The 23757-nt window shown below is 47.2% G+C and carries 20 protein-coding genes and 1 pseudogene; 13 read left to right on the forward strand and 8 right to left on the reverse strand.

Annotation, left to right across the window (positions count from 1 at the left end):
- Positions 1 to 25: 25 nt before the first annotated feature.
- Positions 26 to 1975, reverse strand: a complete 1950-nt coding sequence (locus tag A372_RS0122200) for a TOMM precursor leader peptide-binding protein (protein WP_019423105.1) — start codon at positions 1973 to 1975, stop codon at positions 26 to 28.
- Positions 1972 to 3699, reverse strand: coding sequence for a hypothetical protein (locus tag A372_RS34525; RefSeq protein WP_019423106.1), 1728 nt, complete (start codon positions 3697 to 3699; stop codon positions 1972 to 1974). Before A372_RS34525 ends, A372_RS0122200 begins: the two co-directional genes overlap by 4 nt.
- A gap of 230 nt (positions 3700 to 3929) precedes the next feature.
- On the opposite strand from A372_RS34525, the gene A372_RS36585 reads away from it, so the two are divergent.
- The 4 genes from A372_RS36585 (at position 3930) to A372_RS34530 (ending at position 7409) form a co-directional block, all read left to right on the forward strand.
- On the forward strand, positions 3930 to 4241 hold the full coding sequence (locus A372_RS36585; protein WP_083858915.1) for a CHY zinc finger protein: 312 nt from the start codon (positions 3930 to 3932) through the stop codon (positions 4239 to 4241).
- A gap of 94 nt (positions 4242 to 4335) precedes the next feature.
- Positions 4336 to 4761 carry a MarR family winged helix-turn-helix transcriptional regulator gene (locus tag A372_RS0122210; protein WP_019423107.1) on the forward strand — a complete coding sequence of 142 codons (426 nt, stop codon included), beginning with the start codon at positions 4336 to 4338 and terminating at the stop codon, positions 4759 to 4761.
- A gap of 198 nt (positions 4762 to 4959) precedes the next feature.
- Complete coding sequence (locus tag A372_RS0122215) at positions 4960 to 6339, forward strand: MFS transporter (RefSeq protein ID WP_019423108.1); 1380 nt, start codon at positions 4960 to 4962, stop codon at positions 6337 to 6339.
- Positions 6340 to 7076: 737 nt separating this feature from the next.
- Positions 7077 to 7409: a hypothetical protein gene (locus A372_RS34530; RefSeq protein ID WP_157259658.1), complete on the forward strand. Its 333-nt coding sequence runs from the start codon at positions 7077 to 7079 to the stop codon at positions 7407 to 7409.
- 136 nt (positions 7410 to 7545) lie between these two features.
- Here the strand turns inward: A372_RS34530 and A372_RS34535 are convergent, their stop codons facing one another.
- The 3 genes from A372_RS34535 to A372_RS0122240 all read right to left on the reverse strand — a co-directional run bounded on the left by A372_RS34535 (position 7546) and on the right by A372_RS0122240 (position 10276).
- On the reverse strand, positions 7546 to 7710 hold the full coding sequence (locus tag A372_RS34535; RefSeq protein WP_157259665.1) for an aspartyl-phosphate phosphatase Spo0E family protein: 165 nt from the start codon (positions 7708 to 7710) through the stop codon (positions 7546 to 7548).
- Positions 7711 to 8131: 421 nt separating this feature from the next.
- A complete protein-coding gene (locus A372_RS0122235) occupies positions 8132 to 9415 on the reverse strand; it encodes a helix-turn-helix domain-containing protein (protein WP_036705048.1) in 1284 nt (427 codons plus the stop codon).
- Between the two features lie 411 nt (positions 9416 to 9826).
- Entirely contained in the window at positions 9827 to 10276 is a 450-nt protein-coding gene (locus tag A372_RS0122240; RefSeq protein ID WP_019423113.1) for an SgcJ/EcaC family oxidoreductase, read from the reverse strand.
- A gap of 83 nt (positions 10277 to 10359) precedes the next feature.
- Here A372_RS0122240 and A372_RS0122245 point away from each other — a divergent pair, with 83 nt between their 5' ends.
- Positions 10360 to 10674: a hypothetical protein gene (locus tag A372_RS0122245; protein ID WP_157259659.1), complete on the forward strand. Its 315-nt coding sequence runs from the start codon at positions 10360 to 10362 to the stop codon at positions 10672 to 10674.
- A 174-nt stretch (positions 10675 to 10848) separates the two neighbouring features.
- Here the strand turns inward: A372_RS0122245 and A372_RS0122250 are convergent, their stop codons facing one another.
- Complete coding sequence (locus A372_RS0122250; protein WP_019423115.1) at positions 10849 to 13944, reverse strand: efflux RND transporter permease subunit; 3096 nt, start codon at positions 13942 to 13944, stop codon at positions 10849 to 10851.
- Position 13945: 1 nt separating this feature from the next.
- Positions 13946 to 14980 carry an efflux RND transporter periplasmic adaptor subunit gene (locus A372_RS0122255; RefSeq protein ID WP_019423116.1) on the reverse strand — a complete coding sequence of 345 codons (1035 nt, stop codon included), beginning with the start codon at positions 14978 to 14980 and terminating at the stop codon, positions 13946 to 13948.
- Between the two features lie 374 nt (positions 14981 to 15354).
- Between A372_RS0122255 and A372_RS0122260 the strand changes: the two genes are divergently transcribed.
- The 3 genes and pseudogenes from A372_RS0122260 (at position 15355) to A372_RS0122270 (ending at position 17041) form a co-directional block, all read left to right on the forward strand.
- A complete protein-coding gene (locus tag A372_RS0122260; RefSeq protein WP_019423117.1) occupies positions 15355 to 16287 on the forward strand; it encodes a DNA-3-methyladenine glycosylase family protein in 933 nt (310 codons plus the stop codon).
- A 164-nt stretch (positions 16288 to 16451) separates the two neighbouring features.
- Positions 16452 to 16574 (forward strand): annotated as a pseudogene (locus A372_RS38760) (GNAT family N-acetyltransferase); the annotation flags it as partial.
- 2 nt (positions 16575 to 16576) lie between these two features.
- Positions 16577 to 17041 carry a GNAT family N-acetyltransferase gene (locus tag A372_RS0122270; RefSeq protein WP_036705027.1) on the forward strand — a complete coding sequence of 155 codons (465 nt, stop codon included), beginning with the start codon at positions 16577 to 16579 and terminating at the stop codon, positions 17039 to 17041.
- 109 nt (positions 17042 to 17150) lie between these two features.
- On the opposite strand, the gene A372_RS0122275 is transcribed toward A372_RS0122270, so the two are convergent.
- On the reverse strand, positions 17151 to 18155 hold the full coding sequence (locus tag A372_RS0122275) for a methyltransferase domain-containing protein (RefSeq protein WP_083858916.1): 1005 nt from the start codon (positions 18153 to 18155) through the stop codon (positions 17151 to 17153).
- A 206-nt stretch (positions 18156 to 18361) separates the two neighbouring features.
- Here A372_RS0122275 and A372_RS0122280 point away from each other — a divergent pair, with 206 nt between their 5' ends.
- Genes A372_RS0122280 through A372_RS0122300 form a run of 5 tightly spaced genes read left to right on the forward strand, consistent with a single transcriptional unit; the run spans position 18362 to position 23652 of the window.
- Positions 18362 to 20002, forward strand: a complete 1641-nt coding sequence (locus A372_RS0122280) for an ABC transporter substrate-binding protein (RefSeq protein WP_019423121.1) — start codon at positions 18362 to 18364, stop codon at positions 20000 to 20002.
- Positions 19999 to 20949, forward strand: a complete 951-nt coding sequence (nikB, locus tag A372_RS0122285) for a nickel ABC transporter permease (protein ID WP_019423122.1) — start codon at positions 19999 to 20001, stop codon at positions 20947 to 20949. Before A372_RS0122280 ends, nikB begins: the two co-directional genes overlap by 4 nt.
- Complete coding sequence (locus tag A372_RS0122290) at positions 20936 to 21793, forward strand: ABC transporter permease (RefSeq protein WP_019423123.1); 858 nt, start codon at positions 20936 to 20938, stop codon at positions 21791 to 21793. Before nikB ends, A372_RS0122290 begins: the two co-directional genes overlap by 14 nt.
- Positions 21794 to 21820: 27 nt before the next feature.
- A complete protein-coding gene (locus tag A372_RS0122295; protein ID WP_019423124.1) occupies positions 21821 to 22666 on the forward strand; it encodes an ABC transporter ATP-binding protein in 846 nt (281 codons plus the stop codon).
- Positions 22648 to 23652: an oligopeptide/dipeptide ABC transporter ATP-binding protein gene (locus tag A372_RS0122300; protein WP_019423125.1), complete on the forward strand. Its 1005-nt coding sequence runs from the start codon at positions 22648 to 22650 to the stop codon at positions 23650 to 23652. The genes A372_RS0122295 and A372_RS0122300 overlap by 19 nt, the downstream gene beginning before the upstream one ends.
- The last annotated feature ends 105 nt before the right edge of the window (positions 23653 to 23757 follow it).

Below are 23757 nucleotides of genomic sequence, written 5' to 3' on the forward strand. Positions count from 1 at the left end.
TAGGCAAGCACATATATATTTTTGACTATGGAAAAGGATGCGGGTGCGGATTGAGTTGTGCAAGCGTCAGTGGTAGCTTCGCATACCCAAGTTCAACTGGCACATTAAGAACTCTCTCCAGCCCTGTCAAGCGGGAAAGGTGATGCCCGAACGACATCGGGATCATTCCCGGAATGAGCACTTTTACGCAATGCAGCCCGTTGCGCAGCGTTTCTAACGACGTCTGATCTACCACAATCACATCGAGGCTCAGCCTGCGGAATGCTTGGAGCATCTCATTAACATCATCGGTCAGATCCCGATGTCCCGGCTTCCGCTTATATTCCTCATCAAACGATCGCAATGGACGACGTTCGTCCAACAAAAAATGCAAACGTTCCTCTGCTTGTGGTAAACCGTATAGCAGGGAATGATCCCCCATTTGCTGTACCAAGGATGGATCGTAGAACATTTGAACGCACTCTTCGTGGCGTTCCCTGAAAGTCTTCTTCAGCGGCAACATCATGCCTGCTAATTCATGAATCGCGCTTTTTGCGGCCCGTATCGGATCCAAATGGGCTCCTGCCGCGCAGATAAGGTTCATTTCTTCAAATTTTGTGCTCTTCGCCAACGCCCATATGCTCGGAATTCCATTCTCCATAGTCGTGTTGAACAAGTGCAACTCATATCCGGTTACGGCCTGCAGCCGTTCGATCATAAGCCTTAGCTCCCGATCATTAGCTGAAGCAGGATCGAGGCGGGGGACAGGGAGCTTCGCATACCAGGTCATCAGGAATGAATCGCGTTCCACCACTTCCAAGATGCCATAGAATATCGCCTCCTCCAAACTTCCGCCCAGCGCGCACCCGTTAGAGGTTTCGTAGACAAAACCGCCTTGATCGCCCAAGCTGTAGTAGCCGAGCAGCTCCGGAACAAGGATTGGACGTTCCTGCAAGAACGAATAGCCCCACACCCAGTCGATTGGTTGGTCGGGATCGAACGGTTCAAACGGGAAATCCTGTTGTCCATATTGCTTCTGCGAGTAAACTCCTGCCTTGACCGGATCGAGCGCCTGACTCGCAAGATTGCGGAAGCTGTCTCGAATCACGGTTCGTTTCCCGCGGGGAGCCAGACCGCAGCTCCGCTCCAAGCCCTCCAAAATTGCAGTCAGCTCGCTCTCCGCATACGAATGGGCACGGCCTCCTGTGACCTCGTCTCCTGTGAAGAACAATGGCAAATTCACGACTGAGCCTGCAAACGGTGACAAAAGGTCGTGCTTTTTATCATTAAAAAGTCCAGTCCGGCCATCCACATAATCCTGAATTAAAACTTCTTTCAGCTCGTCGAGCGGACGGGAACGGTAGTTCTCACAGCTTATTTTGGGACGCGGATGCAGCGAAATTCGGGCGGCTTCTAGCGAGTCGTCGGGCAACTGTCCGCACACGGGACATAACGGGTTCGGCAGAAAAGTGTGAAGAGAGGTCGCTAAAGTTATCAGATTGATCAAATATATTCGTTCTTCCGTATGTGCCCTGCTGCCCTGAAGAATTCTCTGCGCCTCTGCCGCGATCAGAAGAGCCATTTGACGAAGTCCTGTTATTGACGCATAAGGGTTAGGGGCTCTTTCTCCAGGCGTCAGCAGATTGTTCAAAAGCTGCTCTAGTCTCTCCTCGGAGTCACGTCCCGCCAAGAGGCGGCGGTGATCAGCGCATTGGGAACAGCCCGGCGTACTCGGGCGAACGCAAGGTCCCACTACACCCTCGTCGAATGACACAAACGCGCATAGCCATGGGATGTCCCCCTGCTGGAGCGCTCCTTCGGCTTCAAGAAAGATGGAGGAGTCTGAGTCGTCGTCAAGAATCAGAATCAATTCGACTGACTTCGGAACATTTGCTCCGACATCAGATAGACAGACAATCGTATGCATTTCTAATAGTTCTTCACATGCAAGCTCCGCCAACATGCCCTTGCCTACAACTGCTACGACGGGATTCATGGCGATACCTCCTCGTGCATCAGCACGCCGAACACTTCTATTGGAGCTCCTGTTACAAAAGGTTCCAGTTCCAAATCGAACACGATAAGCCGCTTGCGGTTCCGTTCCAGTATTTGCAGGGCGGACCCTAGAACTTCGACATGTGATGCGCATGAACTGGCAGGGACGGCTAGATGAAGCGGAATCCTGTCTGCTTCCATAATGAGAGGGGCGTTCAAGCTGTTCGCCGCCTGATCAATCACTTCATTTTGCGCCAGCTGCAGTGCTTGCTGCAAAGCCCGCCGCAGCGCCGCTGTCGTATTCAAGCCTGTGCTTCCATGCCAACGATCATTTGCATGAACCCATACGGCAGGGAAGCCGCATATATTCTCTTCCAAGCCGATCGCTGGCATTCCCTGCAGCGTGGTCAGAGCCTGCAAATAAAAAAGGCAACGTTCATCTTCCACCTCATGTAAATGCACTGGTACGATGGAAAGGATACACTGAGCTTGCCGCTTGCCTAGTTCATCGTCCAGACACTTTTGCAATCCGCGACAGACGCCTTCCGCGAACGTTTCTCCTGCTCCGACGCCGATGTATTCCTTCGCTTCTATTTCATTCCACTCTATTCCGTGAGGCGGGGGAAGCGCCGTAATAAGCGAACCAGCCATTCGTGCCACATAAGCTTCTATTCCAGCTAGAGCAGCTTCCCGCCGGGCCTCTTCGTGCGTGATTCCGGAACAGACGATATCTGGCAGCAGCTCGGCCGGTCCATGAGTTGCCGGATCGGCGGGCTGCACGCGGCACTGCGCGAGCGGGAGCTGCTTCAAGTCGCCTTCTTCCCAGATATGGAAAATGCCTGAGCTCGCTGATGTCAGACGCTTGAAGTAGGGGAACCATTCATCCGGCTCGCTTCCGCCCGAAGTCTGCCTCAGCCTGGGCTCGCAATGTTGAACCCATTTGGCCGCAGCGCGTCCGGTCACGATCGGATGGGGGAAATAAGAATGCCAGGATCCTTCCCATGTTTCCAGATCAAGCAGATAGAATGGATGCTTCCTTTCTAATTCAGTTACTCCCGTAACCTTCTTGAACCATTCAAAGACGATCACATTTGCCAGCAGCGCACCGGCAGTGGGGGAGAATCCAGGCTGAGGATGACTGTCATAGCCTAACGCAGACCGATGTATACGCCGCCACGCAGACTCCCAACAACCTTCGGAGTCCGGATGGATCAATGGACCTGCCAGCCCCTTCCGTCCAATGCATAGGGCAGGGAGCAGGGTTTTCTTCTCCTCCCTGCAAGCCGCATGGATAGCCCGGAGCTCCTCGATATCGCCTTTCTGCGACACATATAAAATCGAATCAAACGGACAGATGGCTTCCCGCCAATAGCTTTTCCCCTCTTTAGGCAAGCTCATCTCATCTATCGATGCTCCAGAATCTAATCGGCTGGCGCGGTCTTGCAACTTTATTAAACGCTGCTGATCGGTCGCCGCCGCGTCCGTGACCAATACATGGAATCTGGACAAGCCAGAATCGAACAACGCCGTTGCGAGCGAGAGCAAGAAGGGACCGGAGCCGATGGCCAACACTTTGGATTGACGGTAGGACTTAAATAGGGGAGCGCCCGGCTTGCCGAAGCTATTTAAAAATTGGAGCTGTGCAGCGTATTTTCTGAGAACATTTTGTGATAATGGAGAGGAGGTGTCTTCGCTCAATCCTTGACCAAAGGAGTTTTGTTCCACAGCTACTACTCCTTTAAAATGTAATTGGCTTAAAAAATATACTTTCAGGTTATGACGCTAAATCCGCTTTTGTTCCGTAAAAAACCATAACCAGGATGACACACAACCTATGTGTATTGCCTTAATCTGATGCACAGCGTGTGAAAATATTGCTCTCTTTGTGATATTATTCATATAGAAGGGCGGATTTCGGCGGATTTTACCATGACCTAGAAATGTGAGGTAATTATATGATTCATGTTGCAGGAGCTATAGATGAACAGGGAAGATGTAAACATTATCATAAAGAAATCGATGTCGTAGCTATAAAGTTTAAGTGCTGCGACACGTATTATGGATGTTATTTCTGTCATGAGGAAGCGGCTGATCACAAATCAAAGGTATGGCCAAAAGCGGAGTGGGATACAAAGGCTATCCTTTGCGGAAATTGTTATACGAAATTAACCATCAAAGAATATTTAAACTGTCATTATAGATGTCCATTATGTCATTTTCAGTTTAATCCAGGATGCTCGAACCATAATCACCTATATTTTGAATAGCTGCGATTATAGGTCGTCGTATTGACATCATAAAAGGGCGCAATTATAATGGTCATAGCAACTATCGTCTTGTTTACTAAAATGGAGGCTAACCTTGGAATTAGAAAAGTATATCGGCGTCATGGTGCACCGGGCTGATTTAAAACTGAACAATTATTATCAAAAAGTAGTGAACCCCTTCGATATTACCGTTGATCAATGGGAAATTCTTGTGGTTCTGTGGGAGCAGGAGGGCATTACGCAAAAAGAGCTTGCGGAAAGACTGTATAAGGATCAAACGAATATTGCGCGGATGCTGTTCAAGCTGGAGAAAAAGGGCTTTATCCACCGTGTCATTCATGAGACGGATAGAAGATCCTTGCGTGTATATTTGACTTCCAAAGGAAGAGAAATCGAGGACGAAATTCTGGCCCCATCGATTGAAGCCTATAAGAAAACGATTGAAGGATTAACCGAAGAGGAAGTTGAAGCTTTCAGAAGGACGCTTTCCATCATGTATAACAATGTAAAGGATCTTTAGCTCGATTTGCTTGCCGGGATCCTTCATTTTATGGACATATAGTTGCCATGACTATTATCATCATAGCAAATAAATATAAAGGAGGCAGTTTCCGTATTATAGTTGGAACGAAGGAGGGATTGGAAACAAGGAACATACATTTTTTTATCATAATACTTGCTATAGCAATTACGGTTGTGACAAGTATGGAGGTGCGCGATGATAACGAATTCGAAAAAGGTTGGGATTTTTGACGCTCCATACCGGGCGTTGACAATCGGTATTATTTTGGTCGTTACAACCGTGGCATTTGAAGGGCTGGCCATTACGACGATTGCTCCCAAATTGGCGCAAAATTTAGATGGCATCCATCTTTATGGCTGGATATTTACTGCCTTTCTGTTGTCTCAAATTATCGGTACGATGATTATGGGGCAGAAAATTGGCAAGCGGGGTGTCGCTCCATCCTTTATTGCATCCATTTTTATTTTTGTTATAGGCATCATTATTGCAGCGACTTCGGTGAACATGCACATGCTTATTGCAGGGAGAGCGTTTCAAGGATTTGGTGCAGGTGCCATTATAACTTGTGTGTACTATAGCATTACATTACGTTATCCTGATGCGTTGCGAACAAAAATTCTGGCCGCTTTTTCCAGCGCTTACATTTTGCCTGCTTTAATTGGTCCTTATTTGGCAGGACTTATCGCTGAATTTGCATCGTGGAGATTTGTGTTTTGGTGTGTGCTCCCTTTCATTGTTCTAGCTGTATTCTTAACGCTTCCTTCATTTCGTAAATTACAAAAAACCGAACGCACATCAGCTGCAAAAGGCAGACATAAAGAAATATACGCTATATTATTAGCTCTTGGCACGGGGGTGCTGCTCACCGGCTTAGGCTCTATATCCGATTGGAAGGGAATGGCGCTATCGGCAGCAGGAGTTATTGTGATGATTCAGCCGCTGAGGAAGCTGCTTCCAGCAGGGACCTTTTTCGTTCGAAAAGGCTTGCCGGCCACCGTTGTGTCCAGAGGGTTCTATGTTGCCTGCTACGTCGCAACGGAAAGCTACGTCGTCCTGGCTCTAACCGAGGTGAAAGGCTTCTCGGCAGGCCTTGCCGGCTTGATCGTGGCCGCTGGAGCATTAAGTTGGTCCACTGCCGCTTGGCTGCAATCCAAGCTTGATGAACGAGACTATGGCAAGGGCAGGAAAAAGCGGGTCATTATCGGTGTTGGTGTGATGATCGTCGGGGTAGCGTTAGTCATCACCGTAATCGGGTTACCAAGCAGTGGAATCGTATGGGCGGTCATTTCGCAAATATTCACTGGGTTCGGCATAGGGTTGGCCAATCCTACAACGGGAGCCATTGCACTACAGCATGCCGAGCCAGGCCAAGAAGGAGAGGTGTCCGCCAATCTTCAATTCGTTGATGCGTTTGGCCCCGGATTAAGCATTGGTGTAGGCGGTGCTCTCATAGCCATTAGCGAAACGCTTGAGTGGGGAATATTTACCGGTATTATGCTGGCATTAACCGCTCAATTGCTTTTTATACTGTTAAGCTTTGTTGCTTCCTTTCGTATAACAGTCAAGGATAACTAACGATTATTGGATGGCCGCAGCCGAACTAGCTTAACAAGCCTTTCATGTAGACGGTATAAGAAAATGGAGAGCAGCAGATGATGGGGATGGAACGATGACTGTTCTGTCCTCTTTTGCTGGATGGAAATTTGCTCGAAATGCTCGATTCCTATTTGTATAATGAAATGAAGGCAGCTTCATCACTTAATGGGAGAATGTATGGGTTGCATTGTTGTCTTTGCGGGTGTTTGAATGCTCGCAGACTCATGCCATTGGATTTCATACAGCAGATTGGTGAAGAAGAGTAGCGGCGAGAGGCCGCCATTGGATTTAGTACAGTGGAATGGACCTGCATACAGTTGTGTAGCTGGAGAAGGGCCGATTTGATTGGATGTTTTACAGTAGAACGCCCCATTTTGGCTTAAATAGAGCATTTCTGTTGGATGATTTCCAATGGACGAAGTGTAAACGTAATATTAGGTTGCCCGAACAGCCAATGGCCGGCGACGGACAGGCTCTCGCGTAAAAGCGGTAGGCCGGGGGTTGGATTAATGGAAACCGGGCGTGGCTTTGTGTTATATTGCTAGTCCAAAGTGGATTCAGACTAGTAACCTGAAAGGATGCAATTATGAATAAATCTACTAACATTCCATATAATATGAATTTTACATTTGATAAAAAGTTACACGAAGTACCGATAAACATGGACGAAATGAAAAAAGGAATTATCAAAGCGCTTTTTAGAAATGGCCTATCATATGGAGAAACAAGCCAATCATGCGAGGGGCCAGTTTATTAATCGAATTAGACTTGCAAATACATATCAATGGAATAAAGAATTTCAGAAATCAAATGAGATATTTGATGTTCTGGTAGGAGAGTTTCATAATCAAGCTGATGAATCGTTGCAGGATATCGAGGACTTTCTATATCAACATATGGGGAAGAACAAATTTGAGCAAGGGGAGTATGAAGAAGCGCCGACTCACTTTTATAAGACGTTAGAAATCAGGCTTGTGAAAAATAATTCGGAGTTAATCGAGTCAACGCAGCTGGCAATTGATGCCACATTGAAAATGCATAACGAGTAACCGCAGGGGGTTCAGATGAACAGCGTAATCTATATGGTTCGGCATGCCGAGTCTCCCTATATCGAATGGAAATCGTGAATAATCAATTGAAAGAAGTAAAGCGACTATGGAAAGAGTAGATCTCATTCAGTAAAACTCAATGGCTAATTTTGATCTTTTGTAGTTCTTTGTGAAAGGTTTTTTTCTGGTACTCCAAAATATAAACATCCAGCTCTTGGCTTAGCAATACAACTTCTGTGTCCGTGAAATTATTCTTCTCGCTAACTGCAAGGACAAGTCGCTGTCTAAGATTTAGTATCATCTTTGACAGCTCATTATCGTCTAATTTGTCGTACAGGTACACCTTTTGTCACCTCGCATTTTCAGCACATTGATGACGCATATCCATGATTGTTGTTATAGTTGTACCCATTGTAATATACGTTGTACAAAATCCAGTATTTAGATAATCATGTAACTTTCGACGGTATTCTACAAATATCACCACAAAATTGAAGAGTACCTAATTAGGTACTCTCCAATACCAACTTCGTTCATTTGTAAACCACTCGAATAATGACAATGAATTATCGTAGAATTAATTTGGTTTCCATTCGGGATCCCCTATTGAATAATTAGTGATGGCTGGGTCAAAAGAGTTTGCATTTGACATCGTCGGCGATACTATTAAATATAGAGAGAAGAAAAGAACAACTGCTGTCCACAACCTTTTTTTCATAGTCTTACTCCTCCTTTTTATGTCTTAATTCGTTATAAACCGAGTCAATTTTGCGGATAGAATCCAAGCCAAAAAGTGAATTGTTTTCAAGGAGTGCTTTTGAAACAAAGCTTAGGCTCTCAAATGATTCATCATATTTAGATATTTGGGCATATTCTAATGCGCTTTGAAGGTAGCAATCGAAAGCACCTTCGAAATCTTCTATTGCATAAAGCAGTTTCCCTTTTAGTCGAAAATAATACGCAAAGCCTACTCGTTTTATTGGTGTTGTTAAGGGGACATTTTTAATTCTAGTTTCATAAATTAGAAGTTGTTGTGCAATGTAGGTGTTATTATTTTGCAGATATATCTCAATCAGCTTATTTACGACATGAATAAGGTTCTGATCAGATACCTCTGCTAAGCATTTATTAAGCTGCTCAATTGCCAAGTCTATTTTCCCCGTTTTACTATTGACTAACGCAGTTGTGACTTTTTTGTTTTCTTCAATACCAGTAAAGTCATAGGTGGCATATTCTTTTAAGTTGTATTCCCACTTTTCATAATTACCGAGATAGTAATGTGCAAGACCTGATGCATATAGAGCGTTCGCTTTTATTTTAATCTGAGTGTTTTCATTTTCTATGACATACTCACATAAATCAACGCATTCCTCATACTTCATCAAGTTGTACGCATGAACGCCAAGTTTATAATAGAGAGTTATCTTCTCTTCATGAGACAAAAAATTAGTGTAATTCAAAATATGCTTCCCAGACTGGTATGTGGTCTCTAATTTGCTGAAATCGTCTCGTTCAATTAAGTAGGCTGCGTACAGTCCTTTTGCCAGAAAGAGCATCATGCCGTGGTTACGCGAGTAATGAATCAGCAGCCTGTACAACGATAGTCTGATTGGCTTGTCTTCGATTGCATCGGCCAGCGTATAAAGACGCTCAACAAGACTATAGCTGTCTTCGCTAGGGGATTCCAAAAACTTCAAGGCAACCTTGTTAATAAGTTCAATATTGCCTGACTGAATGACAGTTTGCAAAATGGTTTGCAGGGAATCGGCCCTTTTATCAATCTCTATGTAACGTTCGACGATGTCCTCGAAGGGTATTCCTAATGCAGACGCTAGTGGATGTACGGTCTCAAATTCGGGTCTCTTGACATCTCCGTTTTCAATCCTTGATATCGTACCTTTATGACTGCCTGTAATGTCTGATAACTGAGATAACGTCATGCCAGACTCGCGCCTATACTGGTGAATCAACTCCCCGATAGTCTGAATCTGAATCACATCATTCACACATACCCGCACCTTCCTTTTGAATCTCAAACAATTGACCACCTATATTTTACCATGTTGTTTATGGGTTGTAAACGCAACGTCTAGGCATGCAAGTAAATCAATACGTTGACAGGATATTCACAGGATAAATCTGTTCAACTCTAATTAAGGCAGTTCGATTGTTGGTGCGATTCGGGTTTAATACAGCTCAGTATCAACGATTCCCGTATCGCCCAAGCGATCTGTGATGTGGTCAAATGGTTGGAGGGATGCCCCTTCTGAACGGGAGGGAGAGTGGAGAAAAGTAGTTGGCAGCTCATCATTATTGGCTGGAATATGCACTTTTTTTAGTTCAACCCGCCTATTGTTTTGATTGTACAAAATCCTATGAAGAGGGGACTGGACCCTAACCAGAGCAGAACTGCGGACTCATTTAAGCAGCTGCCGTAACTCTTCTGTCATTTGTTCGACTAACTCAGGTCTCCCATGAAACTGAGCCGGGGTATTCTGAAAAAGTTGGATCCGCCAATTCCCCTCGTCTATAACGGCAACTAGTGTTTGATGCGTGTTGACATTAGGATCGAGCTCTGATTGTCCACGCGGCACCATACCTGCTATAGCTCGTACGATGGCGATTTCAGAGCCTAGAACACGCACACTTTTCACTTTGCTTACAAATATAGCAGTTGGGTGGTTTTCAAATATGGGCTTGAGGTGCGTGAAGATCTCATCGCGTCCAATCTCCTGACTCCCATCAAAACCGATAATCTCGCCCTCCTCTGCGAACAGCTCAGCCATTGCGCGGGCACTGCGATTGTTCCAAGCGTCTATTAGTTGTTGATAGAGTGCGCGGACTTCGTTCGATACAGAAGATTCCATAATTTATGCCTCCTAACAGATTTCTTACTATTATAACCAGGCTTTCTGTTAAACAAAACCTTAAGTTTTCGAGGGAAATCTTCGTGACCGGCATCGTCGAACTGGCAGCCGAGCGGGCGACCGCTCAAGATATACGAGAGATTGAAATCGCATTCGAAAAATGGGGCAAGATTGACCGCAACTCAGATGATCCCGTGAATCCAGCAGTGTTGGTCGGATGTTTGAGGCCGATCCCATCAGAAGAGAGTATATATGCGAATGGAAACGTATTCGTTCCATACAAACGCATTTCGTATAAATTAAGCTGGTGTTTGGTCCCGTTTTTTCAAGACTTCCTATATCGGGGCTATCATAATAGAAATAACTTGATAAGAGAAAAACGATTTTGCGAAGTATGAATGAACCGCGCGTGAGAATCTACAAACGGTCCAATCCAGATGATATACATACAGCTGATAGCAGGTAAGTTAAATGAGGTGCAAGGCGAGCATATCAATTAATGTTCTGATACAAGGAAACCTCCAGCCTGCTGTATAGCGGTGCTGGAGGTTTTCACATTTCAATCGAATAACTTATGCGGTTATTTCGGTTGTTTTGTCTGCTTTATTCTTTCTGGTGAACAGCCGCTTGATCCAGTTCGAAAAATCGTCCAGATACGTATACATGACCGGCACCAGCAGCAATGTAAAGATGGTCGAGCAAGACAAGCCGAATATAACGACGACCGCAAGAGGAGCTTGCATTTCTGCGCCTTCGCCGATGCCGAGCGCGAGCGGCAGCAATCCGAGCACGGTTGTCAAGGTTGTCATGAAAATCGGACGAATCCGGCTTGGCGCCCCTTGCATGATTGCCTCTGTCCGCTCGAGTCCGCTTCTGCGCATGATATTGATGTAATCGACCAGAATAATCGCGTTGTTCACGACGATACCCGCTAGCATAATGACTCCGATTAAGGCGGTTACGCTTAACGGAGTTTTGGTGATGAACAAGCCCAGCGTGACACCCGTAAAGGTTGTCGGCATAGCGAACATAATAATGAACGGATAGAGCAGGGACTCGAATTGAACGGCCATCACGACATAAACCAGGAAAATGGAAAAGATGAGAGCGATGCCGAGATCGACAAAGGACTTCATCATATCCTCGGTTTGGCCGCCCATTGAGTAGGAATACCCCTCCGGAAAGTTCATTGTCAATAGCGCCTGTTCAATTTCGGTGGAGATGCTGCCCAAATCTCTTCCTGAAATGTCGGCGGTAACATTGATTTGCCGCTGCTGATTTTCACGCTGAATCATGACAGGACCTTGAAGCTGGTTAAATTCAGCCACGTCGGACAGCGGGACCAATCTGCCGCTCTGCGATTGAATCGTTAACGTGTTTAGCGCCGCAATGCTTGACCGGCTCTCTTCAGGCATGATGACTCTTACATCATATTCATTGCCGCCTTCCCGGTATTGCGTAGCTAACTGCCCGTTAATCGCAAGCGAAATTTCATTCGTGATTTGCTGGTAGGTCAACCCGTATTTAGCTGCCAAGCTGCGGTCGATCGTAATATTCAACTCGGCATTTCCTTCCGCGGCAGATGACTCTGCATTATAGACGCCGCCGATCTCTGAAATGAGCCACACGACCTGACTGGCGACTTCCTCCAGCACATCTTGCTCCTGCCCGTTTAATTTGATTTGGATCGGAGCTCCCGCTCCGAACCCGGATTCCATCGCGGATACGGTAATCTCCGCTCCGGCGATATCTCCGGACGCTTCCGTTAATTGCCGCATCATCTCGGCCGTTGTAATATCCCGTTCGGTTGCCCGAATCAGCTGAATCATAAATGTCGCTGAATTGGCGCTTCCTCCGAACGGACCGCCACCACCGCCGATCGATTCCGACGCGGTGTCGATCACTTTTTCATACGGCTTCAGCAATACAGACACTTTGTCAGCCATTTTTTTGGTTTCCTCGAGATTCGTGCCGCTTGGCGTCTGAACGGTAATTTGGATTTGGCCCTGATCGCCACCCGGCATAAACTCCATCCCGATGAATGGAACTAGGAAGAAACTCCCGATTAACAACACGAACGTGCCGAATACCGTCGTTTTGCGGTGTCCGAGCACCCAACGCAGTATTTTTTTGTAGAACGTAATAAAGAGACCAAAAAAGCGGGTGTACCAGCCTTGCTTCTCCGTCTTTTCCTTTTTCTTCTCGGATACTAGCTTGGAAGACAGCATCGGAATCAGCGTTATCGCCACGACGAGAGAAGCAATAAGGGAGAAGCAGACCGTTAAAGCCAGCGGCCGGAATATATCCGACGTAATTCCTTGCACGAACACAATCGGTAAAAACACGACCAACGTCGTCAAGGTAGACGCGATTACGGCGGAAGCCAGCTCGGAAGCGCCTTTGACCGCGGCTTCTTTCATAGGCATTCCTTTTTGCCGATACGTGAAAATATTTTCCAATATGACAATGGAGTTGTCCACCATCATCCCGATTCCGAGCGCCAGGCCGCCCATGGAAATGACATTGAGCGTTTGCCCCGTAAAATACATGAGCGTAAACGTGGAAATGATGGCGATCGGCATTGAAATGCCGATAACGAACGTTGATCGGACGCTTCGCAAAAATAGAATCAGAATCAATATCGCCAGCGCGCCGCCGCTGAGCATATTGCTGACGACACTATCAATCGATTGACGGATAAAAATAGAGGTGTCGGAAACCATCTTTAACTCGATTCCCTGCGGCAGCTTCTCTTGGAGCTTGTCCATCGCCTTGTAAATATGATCTGCTACCGCAACCGTGTTCGCGTCTGATTGTCTCTGCACCGACAACACTAGCGCAGGACTGCCGTTAACCAGCGTAAGCGAATTTTGCTTCTTGAATGTATCGGTGACCTGAGCCACGTCGCTCACTTGGATCTGCCCGCCGTTAGGCAAATGGATCAAGGTTTTTTGAATTTCATCTACAGATGAATATTCGCCTTTGATGCGGATTTGAAGCTCCTGCACACCCTTCGGGACGCTTCCTGCCGCCGCGGATTTGTTCTCCATATTGAGCGCCTGCACAACCTGTGAAGGCGTAATGCCGTAGCGAGCCAGATTGGCGCGGTCCAGCTCAACGAGAATTTCCCGTGTTTTTCCGCCCTGGACGGAGACGGAGGCGACACCGTTTTCCCGTTCAAAGAAGGGGATAATGCTGTTGTCGGCAATCTCCTGCAGCTTCTCCGGCTGAGCTCCCGTCAATCCCAGAGTTATGATGGGCATTTGGTTCGGGTCAAAGCGGAGCACGGTCGGATCGTTGGCGGCTTCAGGCAGCATCCTTTTGATTTGATCGACTTTTTCCCGCACGTCAATTAAGGCGTTATCCATATTGGTGCCGGTTTTGAAATTCAGCATGACTAGGGATGAGTTCGCTTGCGATTGCGAGGAGACCGTATTAATCCCTTGGATGGTGCTTAAGGAGGATTCCAGCGGCCGCGAGATTAGTTTCTCGATTTCCTCGGGCGCCGCGCCTTGATAAGAAGTCGCAACGACGGCAATCGGCAGATCGATTTTCGGAAACAAGTCGATCGCGAGGTTGCGCAAGCTGATCAAGCCGAGCGCAATAATGGCGAGCACGATCATGATGACGCCGATTGGACGCTTAACGGAGAGATCAATGATTTTCACGTTATCGTGCCCCCTCGATAATCTTCACTTTGTTGCCATCGCTTAACGTGATCTGACCTTTCACGACGACTTGATCGTTTTTATGGAAATCGCCTTTCACGGCAGACATTTTCGTCTGCGACTCCAATACCTCGACAGCTTTTTCAACTGCGCGGCCGTCCTTCACTATGTATATATGTGCCGATCCGTTTTTCTCTACAATGGATTCGGTAGGGATGAGAAGAGCGTCTTTCAGCAGCTCCTGATCGACAATGAATTTCGCAATCATTCCCGGCTTAATCACATCGTCCTTATTGTCCGCCTGCGCTTCCAATGTATAGAAGCCAGATTCGTTGGTTATAGGGGAAAGGTAGGTAATCTTGGAGGAAAAAGATTTTCCTAGATCAGGAATTTCCACCTTTGCTTCCTTCCTGTCCTGCAGCAGCAGCATTTGGTTGGCGCTGACATTGGCAGTTAACGTAACCGGATTGGTGGACACGATAGTAAACAGTGGGGAAGTTGATGTGACAAATCCCCCTTCTTCGGCCGCGACGCGAATGACTTGCCCGCTGATCGGAGCCTTCAGATAAGCGTCATCTATCCGGTTCTGGGCTTGTTTCACCCGCAGCCGGGCTTGCTCGACGCTGCGCTTCGCTTGATCCAGTTCCATTTCTGCCGGTGCAGCGTTATGCGTGTTTTTATATTGATCCTGCGCCTGCTCTAAGGCGAACTGTTCCAATTGCAGTTGGATTTCCAAGTCCTCCGCGTTGATGCTGCCCAGAGAGGCTCCTTTATTGATGTAATCCCCCTTTTTCACATTTAATTTGCTCAGCTCGCCGTTGAGTTTCGGAATGACGTCGATGGTTTTGTTCGGATTGGCTGTTCCGATAATTTCATTCTGCAAGCTAAGAGCTCCAATCTCAATCGGAGCGACTTGAACGGGAGTTTCTTTTTCCTGTGCTCCTTGCAGTGGTTGTTCTGATTGCGGGGTGCAACCTGTTAATCCGGCACTCAGCGTTAACGCAAGCACGCTAGCGCACAGCCAATGTTTTTTCAAGATTTATACCACTCCTTTTGCGATGTATAGGTTGTCTCTTTCTAGGAACGTCGTTCCAAAATAAAGAAAGCTAATAATTATACGTGCTTAATTTAACACAGTTTCATACAAAAAGGTAGAATTGGACAGTACTAATGCTAGACAAAGCTAACGAATGAGAAGCTGGAATACGAGTTGCATAACTTTATTCTTGAAAAGGTTCAAGGCTCGGAGCGTATTCCGGCCTTTTAATGTAGGAACATCCACATTTCGATGCTGGTCGAAGCTACTGCATCTTATACTGGGGTAGCCAGCATTCACTGTTACCTGAAATTATACTTCGATGCTGGGCAAATTTAGGAAAATTGCTGCACCACATCTGGAGGTAAAGAGGAATGGACATTTTTGAGACTGACCTTGCGCCTGCGCGTCCGTACAACTTTGGGTTGGCTTTGGCCCATCTTCGCTCGTCGACTGCTGCCATATTAGAACGAGTGAATCAAGAGCGGTATTCCCGCGCGTTAACTTTTGCAGGCTCGGATGTGCTCGTTCAGATTACAAGCACAGGGTCAATCGAACATACGACGCTGCATCTACAATTAACGGGGGAAAAAATCAGTAAGGAAATCGCAGAAAAAGCCGTTTCATGGGTGAAACGGACGTTTACGCTAGATACAGATCCGTTATCTTTTCACAAGCTGTACGCTCATGACCCGATACTTGGGCGCCTCATACAGAACTATCGAGGTTTGCGTCCGGTGCTTGTCGCGGACCCTTATGAAGCGCTCATCTGGGCCATTATTGGACAACAGGTTCATGTGCGATTTGCGCGTAAGCTGAAGCTCGCTTTTGTGGAATTATGCGGGCGAAAGATTGCGTATGACGGAACGGAGTACGGGGTGTTTCCGCAGCCCGGAGACGCTGCAATACTTAAGGAAGAATCACTACGAGGCATTCAAATGAGTCATCAAAAGGCGAGAACCATTATAACCGTGTCTGAAGCGGTTGCAGGCGGTGATTTGAACCTGCCAGAGCTGCGTAACGTTGATTATAGCCTTGCGTGCAAGACTTTGATGCAATACAAGGGTGTGGGCAGGTGGACGGCAGAGTCTGTCCTTATGCGTGGACTTGGGGTTCCAGACGCAATTCCCGCAGCCGATGTGGGGCTGCAATCGATAATCGGCCGAACCTATGGTATCGGAAAAAAGGCTACGGAGGAGCAGGTGCGGCAACTGGCGGAACGATGGGCACCGTGGAGGGGATGGGCGGCCTTTCTCTGGTGGTTTCAGCTTCAAGCAGAGGAACTTGTGAAGGTAAATTCCAAGTGACAGGATAGGTTCGAAAAAAACGGGATTCTATTAGGTTTGACGTATTTTGCAATCCAATTTATGCTATAAACAAATTAGGATTTATCCGAGATGGAACTGCAATCCTTTGCAGGTATAGAAGGTTTAGTAGTCAGGGGCACATTTCCGGTAAGGGCTTTTGTCCGAAAGTGCTGACGCTTGCCGTCGCTGCTTTCAATGAAAGAGCGATCAAGGTGTACAAAAAAGCGGGATTTGCAGCCTTGAATACATTTATGCAGGCAACCAACGGGGGGCGGTTTGAATTTTGACTATGAAATACGTGTTGCCGGAATTGAATATCCAAGAGGTTAATAGAAACATACAAGACCAAGCGAAGAGCGTAATATTAGAAGGGCTAGCAGAGCGCTTCGGCTTTCTAGATAACACCTTAAATCCTGATCTGGATGATATTATCTTGAATTATATCGGAAAAGGGGATGTCTTTTTAGTTGGGCTATATGAATCACGCGTCGTTTGTACGGGGGCGCTCCAGCATGAAGGTGATCATACCGTACGAATTGTTCGTATGTCAGTAGCAAAGCAACATCGAAGAAGGGGATATGCGAAAGAGATGATTTACGAGCTGGAGAAACGGGCAGTTCAGAAAAACTACAGACGAATCATCCTAGAAACGAACCATGCGTGGAAGGATGCCATTGCATTTTATCATTCAAATGGATACACGGAATACGCTGCCGACAAGGCAAGAATTCATATGAATAAAATTATTGGATAGTGTAGATGAAGCAGCGTAGGAATGCGACACACTGCCCAACTATTAGATCGCAAACAGCTTGTCCCTAGAAGAAGGACAAGCTGTTCTTCCCTTAATCTGACTGGCTAACTTACTTTTCCGCGACAATGGAGAACATGGGCGTCGTCCTGTTCAGCACTTTTTCGCTTTCTGTGTAGATAGCTTCGTCAAATCCCCAATTGCAGACAATCTCCCTATAACCGATTTTCTCCAGTGATTGCACATCCCAATCAGGACGATGCTCAAAGGTAAGCGGAAGCTTACTCGTAATTTCATCGCCTTCGCGCTCAAGGCTTTCTTCCAGCTCAATGCCATAACCCATCCTTCTCGCGGTTTCACAATCTTCCATATACTGCTTGCGCTGCTCTTCATCTACAAGATGTTTATTCCAATTCGCATCAAATATAACGATTTTTCCGCCCGGACGCAGCAGTCTGTGCCATGCATCGTATGTTGCGAAAGGCTGCGGCAGTGTCCAGGTTACATTGCGGCTTATAATGACGTCGAAGCTGGCTTCCTGGAAAGGGAGAACGCCAATATCTCCTTGTATAAACTGAGCGACAGCCCCCGCTCGGAAGGCGTTGAATTGCGCCTGCTTGAGCATGAGCGGCGATGAATCGACAGCCGTAACCGTATGATTCATACCGCTCAACAGAATCGCAAAAAAACCGGGTCCGGTACCGACATCCAGCACATCAAGCCCCGATCCGCTGCCGATATGCTGCTCAATTATGGCCCTCCATGCCGGCGCTTTAAAGCTGTTAAGCTCATCCAAAACGATATCATTATAAACCTCGGCGCTTTCATCCCAATATTGTTGAGAACGGTTTTTCGTTTCCATCATACCCTCCTTGATCTTGTCTATTTTATATTGACAGTTTTGCAAACGCGCTCCTATAATAGTAATCATTACGATTAAGGAGGGCAAGCTTTTTTTCATCACACATAAAAAATAATATAAGTTGAAGTAGAGAAAGATCACATTTCCAGTCAGTATCGATACGCTGTCAAGTCCTTCTCTCCACTCTCCCTCTCGTTCAGAAGGCGCATCTTTCGTATGGGTGATTGACTTTGCTGTGCATGCCCCTAGTAACATGGCTTCTCGGATGATGCAGCAGCATCACCGGTAGATTACACTGCCTAGCGCCTGAGTCATGCGGGAATCGTGGTTACTGACAGAAGGGGAGAGTGAGCGGAAACGCCAAATGGGGAGAGTATCGCCTCTCCAAATATTTTGAGAAATAACGAAGCCGTATCAAAACTTAATTCAAGTAATTCAATATCGCGGGGAGAAGAGAGATTGTGAGAATAAAAATTGCTGTAAGATACAAAGCACCCATAGAAATGCTCAAACCATGGTTTATTCTGATGCTGGCGGTTATCGTCATTGCCGGTTGTGCAAAAGAATCCTCCGAGGCTGCTCCATCCGAAGCCAAACAGATTACCGTCGCAAGCAGTACGGATAGTGGAATCAACCGACTGGATGCAGCTTCTTATGAAGGAATGATGCAAGCTTACCCGTTAATTTACGATTCTCTGGTTGAGTATGGAGAAAAAGGGGAGATCCAGCCCGCTTTAGCTGAGTCTTGGGATATTTCGCCTGATGGCAAAGAGTATACGTTTCATTTACGTAAGGATGTCCAATTTTCTGACGGAACGCCTTTTAATGCAGAAGCAGTAAAGTTCTCCGTGGATCGTTGGGCGAATAAGCCTGAGCATGATTGGCTGTTGACCTCGAAAAATCTAACATCAATCAAAGTGATAGATGAGTTTACCGTTAAGCTTACGTTTACGAAGCATTATTATTTGACACTTGCGGAACTTTCCTACCCTAGGCCGTTTCGAATCATGAGTCCGACTTCCGTCGAACCGGCTGGCGATCCGGAGGGCAAATTTGTAAAGGCGATCGGCACAGCAGCGTGGGTACAGGAAGAATATAAACAAGATGTACAAACTGTTTTTACGCCTAATTCTACCTATTGGGGCGTTAAGTCCGGAATTGATAAGCTCACGTTCAAAGTGGTTCCGGATTCCCAATCGCGTGTCCTAGCCGCCCAGAACGGCACTATTGATATTGCGGGAGGCGAAGTTAGTAAAATTCCGTTGGAAAGCTTATCATTACTGAAAAATGGAGAGAAGACGAAGCTGGCCACTCAAAAGGGCACCGCTTCTTACTTCCTTGTTGTTAATGATGCAAATGCGGCAATTGCCGATAAAAAGGTGCGTCAAGCGATTAATTATGCTGTTGATAAGCAGTCTATCGCACGAGACTTGTTTGACGGTACGGGCAGTCCAGCTACCGGCATACTTCCGACAACTAATGCCTACGTCTCCGAGGACAGTAATAAAGGTTACTCATATAATCCGGAGATGGCCAAGCAGCTCCTTAACGAGGCTGGCTGGAAGGATGCAAATGGGGATGGAACGGTTGAAAAAGAAGGAGAAAATCTTGTGTTTTCACTTGTGCTGCAAACCGAGGAGTATCCTGAATGGAAACCGTTGGCTGAAGCTGTTCAGGACCAATTGTCCAAAGTTGGCATCCAAGTAGAGCTCAAGGTTCTGGAGCAGGCTTCGTATTACGATGCTTTGTGGAAGAACAAAGAGTACGATTTGCTCATCTACAGGACGTATGCCGATGCCTTCAATCCACTTGGCTTCCTGATGGCGCTTTTTTATAAAACAAATGAGGCTCCAGCGGTCGCTTTCGGCACGGAGCAGTTAAGCAGCTTGATTGACCGCGCGGCCGCGACTCTTACTGACGAAGAACGGTTTAAAGCTTACAATGATATTTTTCAATTGATGAATGAAGAAGCAATGAGTGTGCCGTTGTTTTACCCCGACGACTTGTTTGTAGTGAACAATCGTATCTCTGACGTACAGTTAGGAGCGACTACATTCAGACCGATTGTATGGGAAAAGCTTCGGTTGGATGAACAACGATGAATAAAGGTCTGCTTAAGCGACTGATCTGGACAATTCCCACCCTGCTAGGCGTGACTGTTGTAACATTTACACTCGTTCAATTAATGCCTGGAAATCCGACGGATATATGGCTGAGAAGCAAGGGGATTATTCCTGACGCCGTCAGCGTAGCAGAAATACGGCGCCAGATGGGGCTTGATCAACCACTGATTGCACAGTATGGAGCATGGCTGAATGAAATTTTTCATTTACGTCTGGGACTATCGTTTCAAAGCGGGCTGCCGGTTACGAAGGAACTCGCAGCGCGGTTGCCAGCGACTTTGAGACTGATGGGCGCCTCCTTCGCTGTCGCGTGTATTCTTGCGGTTCCAGCCGGCATCGTATCCGCATGGTATAAGCAGCAGCACCTCGACCATGCCGTTCGTTTCCTATCTATTTTGGGCGCGTCGCTGCCGCACTTCTGGATAGGAGCCATGCTTATTTATTTGTTCTGTATCCGAACTAACCTGCTCCCCATGATGGGTGACGGAGGAATTATGAATTATATAATGCCGTCCATAACGATGGCGGCGGGCATGGCGGCCGTATATGCTCGTATGTTGCGAGCCGGGATGCTGGAGGCGATGGCAGATTCCCATTATAAAGCGGCCCGGGCTAGGGGAATCAAGCAAAACCGTTTGATCGTCCAGCATGCGATTCGACCGGCATTGCTGCCGTTTATAACGGTAATCGGGAATAGCTTTGGTTATTTCTGGGGTTCCTCGATTATTGTTGAAGCGATTTTCTCATGGCCAGGGGTAGGCAGATTAATGATTGATGCTATTTTTAACCGCGATTATCCGGTCATTCAGGCAATTATACTGCTGACAGCCGCTTGCGTTATCGTGGTGAATTTGGCAGTAGATCTCATTTATTATTGGCTTGACCCGAGAATTCGGGCAGAAGGCGGTCGTTATGAGGAACTTTAACATACAGCGTATCAGAAAAATGGCGGGAGCAATCGGAAATCCGCTAGGGAACAAGATTGCCAGCTCCGGCTTGTATATCCTGTTAATGGTTATCGTGGTCGGTATTCTGGCACCCATGATTGCGCCTCACGATCCGCTCGCGGTCAATCTGACTGCGAAGCTGCTGCCGCCTAGCTTGGAATACCCGCTTGGGACCGATCAAATGGGAAGATGCGTTTTTTCAAGAATCATTAGCGGAACCATGGCCTCACTCGTCATGCCGTTGACTGCGATGGCACTTATTATTCTCATCGGTATGCCCCTTGGCGTTATTGCTGGTTACTATGGGGGCGTGCTCGATCGGATCATCATGGTTGTGGTGAATACGATGCTCTCCTTCCCGAATTTACTGCTGGCCATTGTACTAACGGGATTTTTTGGGCCGGGAACGTTGCATATTTTACTCGCGGTCGTCGCCGTGTGGTGGGCGAAGTATACGAGAATTGTGAGAGGGATGACGTTGTCATTGAAGGAGAAGCCCTATGTCAAAGCCAGCCGGGGCTGTGGCTCGTCGGACATCTGGCTGATGTTCCGGCATATTGCGCCCGGTACGATGCCAACCGTGCTTGTATTCTCCGCATTGGATGTCGGCCGAATGATTCTTGCGATTTCCGGTCTGGCCTTCCTCGGTCTCGGCGTTACGCCTCCATCCCCAGAGTGGGGCGCGATGCTCAGCGACGGTCGGCATTATTTGCAAACCGCGCCACGACTGCTTTTGTCTCCCGGTCTGGCCATCTTGCTCGTGATGGCGGCATGCAATCTGCTCGGTGAAGGTTTAAGAGATGCGTTGGATGTTAAAGGGTAACCGCTATCGGCGTTTTGGAGGATGGATATGACGATAAGAGAAAACGATGCCAACAACTTGCTGCGAGTAAATCAATTGAATGTTATATACGAAAATCGGCGCGGGATGGTGCATGCAGTTAAGGATGCCAGCTTTGAAATGGGAAGCGGTCGTGTACTGTGTATTGTGGGAGAAAGCGGCAGCGGCAAGAGTGCTATAGCGCTCTCCCTGCTAAAGTTGATCGACCCACCGGGCAAGATTTCGAACGGTCAGGTTCTTCTGGATGGGGAAGACTTGCTCTCGCTGTCAGAACAACAGTTAACCCGCATCCGCGGCAAGCAGATGGGGATGATTTTCCAGAATCCATCGCGCAGCTTGAACCCCGTCATCAAGATTGGCGTTCAGTGTGCGGAGACTATCCGCAGTCATGAGAAACTATCAAGAGTGGAGGCGGATGAGCGTACATTGGACTGCTTGCGGGAAGTCGGTTTTGCCCGTCCACAGGAAACGATGAATCGATTCCCGTACCAGTTGAGCGGTGGAATGCTGCAACGTGTCATGATCGCCATGACGCTGAGCTTAAAGCCAAGGCTGCTAATCGCCGATGAGCCGACGACCGCTCTTGATGTTACCGTTCAGGCACAAGTTATGTCCAGGCTGCTGCAATTGAAGAAACGTTGGAACACCTCCATTCTGCTCATTACACATGACCTCAGTATAGCGGCTCAAATGGCTGATGAGGTAGCAGTTATACATGCGGGAATTATAGTCGAACATCGAAAAACACTGGATCTTTTTCAAGATCCGCATCATCCATACACAAAAAAATTACTGCGCAATGTTAGGGGAGAGAGTAATAAGGAGATGACATACGAATGGAATTGCTGCAAGTGAATGGATTGTTAAAACATTACGGGACACCCACTCTAACGGGGGCAATAAATCTAGGCCTGAAGCAGAAGCGTCGAGGCTCGTCTCCTCCCGCTCTTGATGGCGTCTCGTTTACTATAGGCAAAGGTGAAGCATTCGGGCTCGTCGGAGAAAGTGGCAGCGGGAAGAGCACACTAGCTAGATTGATTTGTCGGATGGACACGCCTACAGCTGGGCAACTCCTGTGGAATGGGGAAGACATCACGGAACTGCGAGGCAAACGGTTGAAAGGCTTCAGGCAGCATATTCAGATGATCTTTCAGGATCCGGTATCCAGTCTGAGCCCTTATCTAACGGTAGAGCAAGCCATTCGAGAGCCGCTCCGAAATTTTGGTCTAGGCTCTCGCTCCGAGCGCGATATCCTGGTTCAAGAGCTTATCAAGGATGTCGGCTTGGATCCAAAGCTAGCGTCACGCTATCCGAGCGAATTAAGCGGAGGCCAGAATCAGAGGGTCAATATAGCCAGGGCACTGGTCTGTAAGCCCTCGTTAGTTGTGTGCGACGAACCGCTGTCCAGTCTCGACGCCCCCATGCAGACACAAATTCTAACGTTACTGGCAAGACTGCGGGATCAGCGTACTTTATCCTATCTGTTTATTTCCCACGATCTGCTCGCTGTCCAATCATTGTGCGACCGGATTGCTGTCATGTATAGAGGAGCCATTGTCGAAATATTCGACAGCTCCCAAATGTCCGTCATCCATCATCATCCGTATACGAAGCTGCTGCTTTCCTCCATACTTATTGCGAACCCTCTCAAACGCCATCAATGGAAAGAAACGGAGACAGAGAAGGACGACAAAGCAACATCTGAGGAGGGCGGTTGCAGTTTTTATCAACGTTGTCCATTCGGCACACCGTTGTGCAGGACGGTCAGACCGCAGTTAAAGCTGAGGGAACGGGGGCATTATGCCGCCTGCCACGAGCTTGACGACACGAGCGATTTATAATGCGCAGAGAGCGCTGCATCAGTGATTTTTTGCGTACGGCAGCCCCTAATTAGAAAACATACAGTGTGCTATTTTTTGTCACAATTACTTATGGATTTGAGTCTA

The organism is Paenibacillus sp. OSY-SE (assembly GCF_000283315.1).
GTDB classification, from domain to species: domain Bacteria; phylum Bacillota; class Bacilli; order Paenibacillales; family Paenibacillaceae; genus Paenibacillus_B; species Paenibacillus_B profundus.

Bases quoted from the DNA above. Each gene is read 5' to 3' on its own strand.
- A372_RS0122300 (WP_019423125.1), top strand. From the start codon at position 22,648: ATGGAATTGCTGCAAGTGAATGGATTGTTAAAACATTACGGGACACCC.
- A372_RS0122215 (WP_019423108.1), top strand. From the start codon at position 4,960: ATGATAACGAATTCGAAAAAGGTTGGGATTTTTGACGCTCCATACCGG.
- A372_RS0122200 (WP_019423105.1), bottom strand. From the start codon at position 1,975: ATGAATCCCGTCGTAGCAGTTGTAGGCAAGGGCATGTTGGCGGAGCTT.
- A372_RS34530 (WP_157259658.1), top strand. From the start codon at position 7,077: ATGGAGAAACAAGCCAATCATGCGAGGGGCCAGTTTATTAATCGAATT.
- A372_RS0122240 (WP_019423113.1), bottom strand. From the start codon at position 10,276: ATGGAATCTTCTGTATCGAACGAAGTCCGCGCACTCTATCAACAACTA.
- A372_RS0122290 (WP_019423123.1), top strand. From the start codon at position 20,936: ATGAGGAACTTTAACATACAGCGTATCAGAAAAATGGCGGGAGCAATC.
- A372_RS36585 (WP_083858915.1), top strand. From the start codon at position 3,930: ATGATTCATGTTGCAGGAGCTATAGATGAACAGGGAAGATGTAAACAT.
- A372_RS0122295 (WP_019423124.1), top strand. From the start codon at position 21,821: ATGACGATAAGAGAAAACGATGCCAACAACTTGCTGCGAGTAAATCAA.
- nikB (WP_019423122.1), top strand. From the start codon at position 19,999: ATGAATAAAGGTCTGCTTAAGCGACTGATCTGGACAATTCCCACCCTG.
- A372_RS0122270 (WP_036705027.1), top strand. From the start codon at position 16,577: ATGAAATACGTGTTGCCGGAATTGAATATCCAAGAGGTTAATAGAAAC.
- A372_RS34535 (WP_157259665.1), bottom strand. From the start codon at position 7,710: ATGATACTAAATCTTAGACAGCGACTTGTCCTTGCAGTTAGCGAGAAG.
- A372_RS0122275 (WP_083858916.1), bottom strand. From the start codon at position 18,155: ATGTTACTAGGGGCATGCACAGCAAAGTCAATCACCCATACGAAAGAT.
- A372_RS0122260 (WP_019423117.1), top strand. From the start codon at position 15,355: ATGGACATTTTTGAGACTGACCTTGCGCCTGCGCGTCCGTACAACTTT.